The 8952-nt window shown below is 72.4% G+C and carries 10 protein-coding genes; 9 read left to right on the forward strand and 1 reads right to left on the reverse strand.

What is annotated here, in order from left to right; genetic code table 11:
- Nucleotides 1-110: 110 nt before the first annotated feature.
- Entirely contained in the window at nt 111-947 is an 837-nt protein-coding gene (locus ACWEMJ_RS32695) for a type 1 glutamine amidotransferase domain-containing protein (RefSeq protein WP_452140770.1), read from the reverse strand.
- Nucleotides 948-1280: 333 nt separating this feature from the next.
- Between ACWEMJ_RS32695 and ACWEMJ_RS32700 the strand changes: the two genes are divergently transcribed.
- The 9 genes from ACWEMJ_RS32700 (at nt 1281) to ACWEMJ_RS32740 (ending at nt 8912) form a co-directional block, all read left to right on the forward strand.
- A complete protein-coding gene (locus ACWEMJ_RS32700; protein WP_452140771.1) occupies nt 1281-1706 on the forward strand; it encodes a nuclear transport factor 2 family protein in 426 nt (141 codons plus the stop codon).
- Entirely contained in the window at nt 1706-3253 is a 1548-nt protein-coding gene (locus ACWEMJ_RS32705) for a GMC family oxidoreductase (RefSeq protein WP_452140772.1), read from the forward strand. The genes ACWEMJ_RS32700 and ACWEMJ_RS32705 overlap by 1 nt, the downstream gene beginning before the upstream one ends.
- A 21-nt stretch (nt 3254-3274) precedes the next feature.
- Nucleotides 3275-4078 carry an ester cyclase gene (locus tag ACWEMJ_RS32710; RefSeq protein ID WP_452140773.1) on the forward strand — a complete coding sequence of 268 codons (804 nt, stop codon included), beginning with the start codon at nt 3275-3277 and terminating at the stop codon, nt 4076-4078.
- A gap of 47 nt (nt 4079-4125) precedes the next feature.
- Nucleotides 4126-4497 (forward strand): nuclear transport factor 2 family protein, encoded by a 372-nt coding sequence (locus ACWEMJ_RS32715; RefSeq protein ID WP_452140774.1) that lies wholly within the window; start codon nt 4126-4128, stop codon nt 4495-4497.
- A 7-nt stretch (nt 4498-4504) separates the two neighbouring features.
- Nucleotides 4505-4951 (forward strand): VOC family protein, encoded by a 447-nt coding sequence (locus ACWEMJ_RS32720; RefSeq protein WP_452140775.1) that lies wholly within the window; start codon nt 4505-4507, stop codon nt 4949-4951.
- Nucleotides 4952-5040: 89 nt separating this feature from the next.
- Nucleotides 5041-6219, forward strand: a complete 1179-nt coding sequence (locus ACWEMJ_RS32725; RefSeq protein WP_452140776.1) for a low temperature requirement protein A — start codon at nt 5041-5043, stop codon at nt 6217-6219.
- A 156-nt stretch (nt 6220-6375) separates the two neighbouring features.
- Complete coding sequence (locus tag ACWEMJ_RS32730; RefSeq protein WP_452140777.1) at nt 6376-7584, forward strand: MFS transporter; 1209 nt, start codon at nt 6376-6378, stop codon at nt 7582-7584.
- Nucleotides 7585-7625: 41 nt separating this feature from the next.
- Nucleotides 7626-8000: a nuclear transport factor 2 family protein gene (locus tag ACWEMJ_RS32735; protein WP_452140778.1), complete on the forward strand. Its 375-nt coding sequence runs from the start codon at nt 7626-7628 to the stop codon at nt 7998-8000.
- A 72-nt stretch (nt 8001-8072) separates the two neighbouring features.
- Nucleotides 8073-8912: an SDR family NAD(P)-dependent oxidoreductase gene (locus ACWEMJ_RS32740; protein ID WP_452140779.1), complete on the forward strand. Its 840-nt coding sequence runs from the start codon at nt 8073-8075 to the stop codon at nt 8910-8912.
- Nucleotides 8913-8952 lie beyond the last annotated feature (40 nt).

An 8952-nucleotide genomic window follows, 5' to 3' on the forward strand; every position in this document is an offset into this window, starting at 1 on the left:
GGGCGCCCGCCCTGCTCCCCGCCGCCGGCGCGGCGTCAGGTCCCCGCCGCCGGCGCGGCGTCAGGTCCCCGCCGCCGGCGCGGCGTCAGGTCCCCGCCGCCGGCGCGGCGTCAGGCCTTGAAGCCCCACTGGCGCAGCCCGTGCTCCAGCACCTCGACCAGCTTCTGGCCGGTGAGGTAGGAGTCCGGGGTGGAGCGCCCGGTGATGAACGGGTAGTCGACGATCACCGAGGTCTCCTTGCCGAAGTTGCCGTGGAAGGCGCCCTCGGGGAGCGTGGCGTCGCGCAGGATGTACTCCAGCGGGTACGGCGGCGGGCCGATCACGAAGTCGGTGCCCATGAAGCCGGTGCCGTCCTTGTAGTCGTACTCGATGCAGTGACCGGTGACGTGCTTGTTGCGCAGGATGCTGGTCCGGTCGTCCTGCTCGCGGGCGAAGGCGAGCGCCGCGATGCCGTAGCACTCGGCGGCGATCGGCAGGTCGAGGTCGCGGAAGGCCAGGATCAGGTCGTGGATCCGCCAGTTGTTGGCGAGGTCGACGATCGGGCCGCTGCCGCCGACGATCAGCAGGGCGTCGTAGCGCTCGGCGATCTGCTCCCGCACCTGCTCGCGGCGGGTGTGGTAGCCCTCCCAGGCACGCAGGAAGTCGCTGCGGCTGCGGTACGGGCGGTCCGGCAGCCAGGACGCCAGGTCCAGCGGCTCGTCCAGCCGGCTGGAGCGGTCCAGCACCTTGACCTTCTCGGCCATCTCGGTGCTGGTCACCGAGCGGCCCAACGGCGGGTCGATGTACTCGGGGTCCATGCTCGGCGGCAGGGCCGCGGGGCGCTTGCCGGTCGGGGTCGCGAAGGTGACTTCGTAGCCGGCCCGGTCGAAGGTCTCCAGCGGTCCGACCAGCTCCTCACCCCAGTAGCCGTACTCGGAGAGCACGATGAGGATTCGCTTCTTCGCCATCGGCGATGTTCTCCTTCGATTGCCTTGCGAATTCCCGTCGGAAGTCGGCGGGGTTTACTGTCTAACAGCCGCCGCGGAATTCGCACCAGAGCCGCCGCCCCGCCCGCCGGGACACTGCGAAGTCGGTGAAAGCACTTCGGCATGTCCCCGTCGACAACGCCCTGGCGTGCCGAGATGCCGTCAAGTGGCCGATCAAGCGGCCGAGTTGCCGAAGGACGGGAGGGGACTTCGCACAGTGCGGGGGCTTGCGGAGAAGGCCGTTGACGCTCCGGCGGGCCGGATTCTAGCGTCCCTCTCAGCCGCGCTCACGAATTGCGGGAAGGAGAGGCGGAAATGTCCGACGCCAACTCCGGGAAGAACCCGGAAATCAGGGAATTCGCACAGAACTGGTTCGATCTGCTGAGCCGTCACGACCCGGTGGAGGACCTCCTGCCGCTGGTGGTCGACGAGGGCCTGGACATGGCGTTCCCGGAGCGCACGCTGCGCTCGCACGCCGACTTCCGGGACTGGTACACCGTGGTCGGCGAGGCGTTCTCCGACCAGAGCCACACGCTGGAGAAGTTCGCCGCCATCGAGACCGACGGCCGGGTCGACATCGAGCTGATCGTGATCTGGGCCGCCAAGCACCTGGCCGAGGGCGTCCGGGCGGCGTTCCGGATCGAGCAGCTGTGGCAGCTGGTCCGCGACCCGGCCACCGGCGCGCTGCGGATCTCCCGCTACCGGGTCGGCGCCCTCACCCCGGTCGAGGACGCCGGCTGATGGCCGCGGACTACGTGGTGGTCGGCGCCGGCTCGGCAGGCGCCGCCGTGGCCGCCCGGCTCAGCGAGGACGGCTCGGCGAACGTCGTGCTGCTGGAGGCCGGCGGCTGGCCCGAGCGCGAGGAACTGCGGCGCACCGACGCGGGCGCGGTGCTGGCGCTGCTCACCGCCGACTGGAGCGCGAGCATCGACTGGGGCTACGCCACCGAGCCGGAGCCCGGCGTGGACGAGCGCCGCATCCCGGTCGCCCGCGGCCGGGTGGCCGGCGGCTGCAGCACCGTCAACGCGCTGATGTGGGTGCGCGGCAGCCGCCACGACTACGACGGCTGGCGCGACCTCGGCAACCCCGGCTGGGGCTACCAGGACGTGCTGCCGTACTTCCGGCGCTCGGAGGACTTCGCCGGCGGCGGCTCCGCCTGGCGCGGCAAGGACGGCCCGGTGCAGGTCGCCGCGCCGGCCGAGCCGACCCCGCTGGCCGAGGCGTTCGTCGCGGCGACCCGGGAGAACGGCTACCGCAGCGGCGGCGACTACAACGCCGAGCACCAGGAGGGCTTCGGGTTCCACTACCAGCACACCCGGACCCCCGAGGGCCGCCGCTCCGACACCGCGACCGCGTACCTGCGGCCGGCGCTGGCCCGCCCGAACCTCACCGTGCAGACCGGCGCCCAGGCGACCCGGATCCTGGTCGAGGACGGCCGCGCGGTCGGCGTCGAGTACCTCCAGGGCGACCGCACCCACACCCTGCGGGCCGAGCGCGAAGTCGTCGTCTGCGCGGGCGCGTTCGAGAGCCCGAAGCTGCTGATGCTCTCCGGCATCGGCCCGGCCGACGAGCTGCGCGCGGCGGGCGTCGAGGCGCTCGTCGACCTGCCCGGGGTGGGCCGCAACCTCCAGGACCACCTGTTCACGCCGGTCTGCTACGAGTCGCTGCGCGAACTGCCGCCCGAGGCGCCGCTGTCCGAGGCCGGCCTGTTCACCCGCACCGCCGCGGCCGACCCCGCGCGCGGCCCCGACCTCCAATTCACCTTCGGGCCGGTGAAGTTCCTGCCGGCCGGCGCCCCCGCCGAGCTGTGGCAGGGCCCCGGCTTCACCTTCGCGCCCATCGCGCTGCTGCCCGCGAGCCGCGGCACGGTGACCCTGCGCGACACCGACCCGCGCTCCACCGCGGTGGTCCGGCCCGGCTACCTGAGCGACCCGGCCGACCTCGACGTCCTGGTCGAGGGCGTCCGGCTGGCCCGCGAACTGGCCCACACCGCGGCCTTCGACGACTTCCGCGGAACGGAGTACGGCCCCGGCAAGGACGCCGTCGACACCGCGGACCTGCGCGCGTACGTCCGCGCCAACGCCACGACGCTCTGGCACCCCGCCGGCACCTGCCGGATGGGCGCCGGACCGGACGCCGTGGTCGGCCCGGACCTGCGGGTGCACGGCATCGACGGCCTGCGGGTCGCCGACGCCTCGGTGATGCCGACCGTGGTGGCCGGCAACACCCACGCCCCCAGCGTGATGATCGGCGAGAAGGCCGCCGATCTGATCCTCAACCGTCCCTGATCTCTCGGCAGGAGGCCGACGATGGCAGACCAGCAGGCGAACCTCGACCTGTACCGGCGCTTCCTGGACGCGCTGAACCGCAACGACTCCGACGGCATCGCCGCCGTGATCGACCCCGCGTTCCAGGACCACCACCCGGGCTTCGACATCAGCAGCCTGGAGAGCTACCAGCAGGCCCTGAAGGCCGCGCACGACTCGCTCGACCTGCGCGGCGAACTGCTGGAGGCGTTCACCGCCGGGGACCGCGTGGTCACCCGGGTCAAGCTCACCGGCACCCACCGCGGCGAGGTGCTCGGCATCCCGGCCACGGGTCAGCGGGTCGAGTGGACCACCACCGAGATCTGGCGCGCCGAGGACGGCCTGCTCGCCGAGCGCTGGGCGCAGGACGACCTGCTCGGCCTGAAGGCGCAGCTCGCCCGCGGCGTCGAGAACACCGCCGTGGTGCAGAAGGTCAGCGACGCGGTCAACGAGCACCGCTACGACGACCTGGACGAGCTGTTCGGCCCCGAGTTCCGGGACAACAACCCGGCCTGGAGCGTGGCCAGCCTGGAGGAGCTCAAGGGCATCATCATCGGCGCCCACGAGGCGCTGGACTTCCACGCCCACCTCGACGCCCTCTACCCGGCCGACCCGGACAAGGTGATCATGCACATCACCTTCACCGGCCGGCACGTCGGCCCGTTCTTCGGGATCGAGCCGACCGGCAAGGAGGTCAGCTGGACCAGCCTGGAGGTCTACCGGCTGGAGCACGGCAAGGTCGTCGAGCGCTGGGTGCAGGCCGACACCGCCGGCCTGATGCGCCAGATCGGCGTCGAACTCCCGTAACGCCCGCCCCCACCCACCGAGTTCACCCCCAGACCAGGAGGAGACCCATGGACACCAGGGGTGTCGTGGACCGCTACTACGAGCTCGCCAACGCGGGCGACTGGAACCCGTGGTGCGACCTGTTCGCCGTCGACACGGTGATGGACGAACAGCTCGCCGGACACGTCGAGGGCCGGGAGACGCTGCGCGACATGATGCGCGGATTCCCGGACATGTACGCCGAGTTCGCCAACAAGCCGGTCCACGTCGTGATCGACGGCGAGCAGGCCGCCGTGGTCTCGCACATCACCGGGCGCACCCACGGCGGCGTGGAGATCGAGGCCGAGGTGTGCAACTACTTCCGCGTCGTCGGCGGCGAGATCGTCTACATGGCGAACTTCCACGACAGCGCGCCGTTCGCCCCCGTCCTCGGGAAGTGAGGCCGCGATGACCGCACCCGCCGCACTGCGCTGGGCGCACGTCGGGCTCAACTGCCGCGACCAGGCGGCCACCGAGGAGTTCTACACCCGCTGGTTCGGCTTCCGCCGGGCCCGGGTGGTGGCCGGCGACGGCTGGAAGGTGGTCTTCCTGCGCCGCGGCGAGGCCTGGCTGGAGCTGTTCGCCAGCGACGCCGAGCCCGCCCCCGCCGCCAAGGACGACGGCCCGGCCAACCCCGGCACCGTCCGCCACCTGGCCTTCCAGGTCGACGACGTGGACGCCTTCCTGGCCGGCGCCGACGGCGGGTTGAGCATCTCGCTCGGCCCGCTCGGCTTCGACGAGTACATCACCGGCTGGCGCACCGTCTGGGTCACCGACCCCGACGGCGTGGTCATCGAGGTGAGCCAGGGCTACACCGACCAGACCCCCGAGGAGCTGGCCCGGTACGACGCCTGACCCCCACCGGCCGGTCCCGCCCCCCACAGCGGGACCGGCCGGTGCCCGTCCCGCCCGGGCGTCCGCGTCCGGGCAGAGAGGGTGAGGAGATGTTCCACCACCACCGCCACGAGCACGCCGCCGACGGCGCCCGCTCCCGGGCCACCTGGGCGGAGCTGTTCTACGACATCGTGCTCGCCTTCGGCGTCAGCCAGACCACCCACATCCTCGGCCACTCCCCGAGCTGGGCGACGTTCGGCCAGGCCCTGCTGATACTCACCCCGCTGTGGTGGGCCTGGGTGGACGTCGCACTGGCCGTCACCATGGTCGAGGAGACCCACATCGAGCGGCTGCTGCTGCTCGCCGCCGGCCTGGCCACCTACGGCATGGGCGTGGCCGCGCCGCGGGCGATGTCCGGCCACGCGGGAGCGGCGCTGTTCGCCGGCTCCTACCTGGTGCTGCGGCTGCTGATGGGCGAGGCCACCCGCCGCGAACGCCCCTTCGCCCGCACCATCCACCCCTACTCGGTCGGCGTGGTGTTCGCCCTGGCGCTGATCGCCGGAGCCTTCGCCAGCGGCCCCGCCCGGGCCGCGATCTGGGCCGCCGCCATCCTGGCCGAGGCCGTGCTGCCCGCGCTGATGAGCCGCCGCCTGCACGCCATGACCTACAGCGCCGCCCATCTCCCGGAACGCTTCGGCCTGTTCATCATCATCGCGCTCGGCGAGAACATCCTCGCCGTCGGCGCCCGCGCCTCGGCCGGCGCGCTCACCGGCGCGCTGATCGCCGCGCTGGTGCTCAGCTTCGTGATCGGCGGCGCGATGTGGTGGCTGTACTTCCACCTCGCCGCCCCCGCCGTCGAGCACTCCATGCGCACCCACCGCACCCCGGCCACCGTGGTGCGCGACGTGCTCAGCTACGGCCACCTGGTGCTGGTGCTCGGCCTGCTGCTGGTCGCCGTCGGCACCGGCAACGTCGTCGCCCACCCCACCGGCGTCTCGCACGACCCCAGCGCCGCCCTGCTCCCGATCGGCGCCGCGATCTTCGCGCTGACCTTCGGCTACACCCGCTGGCGGATGTTCGGCGCCGCCTCGGCCACCCGCGTCGGGGCCGGGCTCTGCCTGCTCGGCCTGGCCGCCGGCGCCCCGCACATCCCCGCGATCGCCACCCTCGGCGCGACCGCCGTGCTGCTCGTCGCGGTCAGCGGCCTGGAGCACTGGCTGGTGGCCACCGGCCGCCCCGTGCCGCTGCTCTTCCACCGCCCCGTCCCCACCGGCCACGAGTTGACGTAGTGCATCCGACGACCTTTCACAGTGCCCCGCGGGGAAGCGCTCCGAGCACTGGACTTCGGCCGTCTGGCTAGCGTTCTGGACGCGGGCACGCCCAGCCGATGCCGTCACCCGAATCAGCTCACCGTGCACCGGAATCCACCTGCGAAACGAGGTCCCGTGAATCCTCGAAACCCCACTCCTGCCCTGCTCGCGCTGGCACTCGGCTACTTCAGTCTGGGCACCATCTCGCTCGCCGTCGTCGGCCTCAACGCCCCGATCGGCAAGAGCCTGGAGGTCGCCCCGGCCAGCGTCGGCCTGCTGGTCACCGTGTTCGCCCTCACCTTCGCGGTGGGCGCGCCGACCGCGCCGGCCCTGCTGCGCCGGATGGACCGCAAGAAGGTCCTGCTGCTCGGCCTGGCGCTGCTCACCGTCGGCGGCGGGCTCAGCGCCGTCGCGCCCGACTACACCACGATGACCCTCACCCGGGTGCTCGGGGCGATCGGCGCGGCGATCTTCGGACCGGCGTCCTCGGCGGCCGGCGCCGCCATCGTCGGACCGGAACGCCGCCACCGCGCGCTGGCCACGGTGTTCGCCGGCATGACCGCCGCCTCCGTGCTCGGCGTCCCGCTCGCCTCCTTCCTCGGCTCCACCATGAGCTGGCGCCCGGCCCTGCTCGGCGTCAGCGCGCTGTCCCTGCTGTCCCTGGTGCTGGTGGCGGTGCTGGTGCCGGACCTGCCGGCCGGCGAACCGCCGACCGCCCAGGCCTACCGGGCCGCGCTGCGCACCCCCGGCGCGCTGCCCACCGTCACCACCACCCTGCTCTTCATGGCCGCCCAGTTCACCGTGTACGGCGTGGCCGGCGCCTACCTGGCGGCCCGCTTCGACGCCAGCGCCGGAGTGGTCTCCGGCACCCTGATGGCGTTCGGCGTCGTCGGTGTGCTCGGCAACGCGCTGGCGCCGCGGATCAGCGAGAAGCTCGGCGGCACCCGCACCATCACGGTGGCGCTGGCCGGCCTGGGCGTGGCCCTGGCCCTGCTGGTGGTCACCCCGAAGCTGGCCGTCGCCGGCCTGGTGCTGTTCGCCGTCTGGGCCTTCTTCAGCCAGATGTACCAGGCCCCGCAGCAGGCCCGGCTGATCGCCGTGCTGCCCGCCCACCCGGCGCTGATCCTGGCGCTCAACGCCTCCGCGCTCTACCTCGGCATGAGCCTGGGCAGCCTGATCGGCTCCACCTTCCTGCCCTCCGTCGGCGCGACCCTGATGCCCGGACTCGCCCTGCTGCTGCTCCTCGCGGCGGCCGGCGCGCACGTGCTGTCCGGTCGCGGCACCAAGGCTCCGGCGGCCCCGGCCTCGGCCGACCAGCCGGTCCCCGCACCATCCACCTCATGACCACCGCGCACCACCGAAATCCACGAACGGGAGAGTCCGTGATGTCCGAGCACAACAAGCAGCTGGTGACCGACTACCTCACCACCGTCTGGAACGAGGGCAAGGCCGACGAGGCCGACCGCTTCCTCGCCGAGAACCTGATCCAGCACAACCCCAACCTGCCCGACGGCCGCAAGCCGGTCGCCGACTTCGTCGCCGGGTTCAAGACCCAGGTCCCCGACGGCCGCTTCGAGATCCGCCGGATCGCCTCCGACCACGACCTGGTCTTCGTGCACAGCCACTTCACCGCCCACGACGGCGACCGCGGCATGGCCGTGGTGGACGTCTTCCGCATCGAGGGCGGCCTGATCGCGGAGCACTGGGACGCCAAGGAGAACGTCCCGGAGACCACCGCCAGTGGCCACCCGATCGTCTGATCGGCCATCTGCTGCCCGGAAGCACCGACGTTGCTTCCGGGCAGCGCCCTTCTCCAGACCCCGGAGGCTGCTGTGACCCCGATCGAAGAACAGACCATCCTCATCACCGGCGCCACCGACGGCCTCGGCCGCGCCATGGCCCGCGAACTCGCCGCCCAGGGCGCCACCCTGGTGCTGCACGGCCGCAGCCAGGAACGCGGCGACGCCCTCCTCGCCGAGCTGCGCGCCGAGACCGGCAACGACCGGATCAGCTACCTGCTGGCGGACTTCGCCCGCCTCTCCGACGTCCACAAGCTGGCCGAACGGGCGGCCGGCCTGGACCGGCTCGACGCGCTGGTCAACAACGCCGGCATCGGCGTCGAGCTGGACCGCCAGGAGAGCTTCGACGGCCACGAGATGACCTTCCAGGTCGACTACCTGGCCGCCTACGTGCTCGCGGTGCGCCTCGCCCCGCTGCTGGCCCTCTCCGCGCCGGCCCGGATCGTCAACGTCACCTCGGCCGGCCAGGCGCCGATCAACTTCGACGACGTGATGCTGCGCCGCCGCTGGGACGGCGTCCAGGCGTACTGCCAGGCCAAGCTGGCCCAGATCATGCTGACCTTCGACCTGGCCGAGGCACTCGCCGGCACCGGGGTGACGGTCAACGCGCTGCACCCGGCGTCGTACATGCCCACCAAGATGGTGGTCAACCTGTTCACCCCCCAGAGCACCGTCGCCGAGGGCGTGCGGCACACCCTGCGCCTGGTCACCGACCCGGCGCTGGACGGCGTGAGCGGACGGTACTTCAACCGCTCCGACGAGGCCCGGGCCAGCAGCCAGGCGTACGAGAGCAGCGCGCGGGCGCGGCTGCGGCTGCTCAGCGAGGAGCTGACCGGGGTGGGCGGCAGGGTCCGGTTGGCGCCCCGGGCGTAGTGCCGCTCGATGTAGTACTGACCGACCGTCATGACCGAGG

Source organism: Kitasatospora sp. NPDC004531 (genome assembly GCF_053602195.1).

What these genes read in the sequence shown, in the direction of transcription:
- ACWEMJ_RS32695 (WP_452140770.1), bottom strand. Translation starts at nt 947, where the DNA reads ATGGCGAAGAAGCGAATCCTCATCGTGCTCTCCGAGTACGGCTACTGG.
- ACWEMJ_RS32700 (WP_452140771.1), top strand. Translation starts at nt 1,281, where the DNA reads ATGTCCGACGCCAACTCCGGGAAGAACCCGGAAATCAGGGAATTCGCA.
- ACWEMJ_RS32705 (WP_452140772.1), top strand. Translation starts at nt 1,706, where the DNA reads ATGGCCGCGGACTACGTGGTGGTCGGCGCCGGCTCGGCAGGCGCCGCC.
- ACWEMJ_RS32710 (WP_452140773.1), top strand. Translation starts at nt 3,275, where the DNA reads ATGGCAGACCAGCAGGCGAACCTCGACCTGTACCGGCGCTTCCTGGAC.
- ACWEMJ_RS32715 (WP_452140774.1), top strand. Translation starts at nt 4,126, where the DNA reads ATGGACACCAGGGGTGTCGTGGACCGCTACTACGAGCTCGCCAACGCG.
- ACWEMJ_RS32720 (WP_452140775.1), top strand. Translation starts at nt 4,505, where the DNA reads ATGACCGCACCCGCCGCACTGCGCTGGGCGCACGTCGGGCTCAACTGC.
- ACWEMJ_RS32725 (WP_452140776.1), top strand. Translation starts at nt 5,041, where the DNA reads ATGTTCCACCACCACCGCCACGAGCACGCCGCCGACGGCGCCCGCTCC.
- ACWEMJ_RS32735 (WP_452140778.1), top strand. Translation starts at nt 7,626, where the DNA reads ATGTCCGAGCACAACAAGCAGCTGGTGACCGACTACCTCACCACCGTC.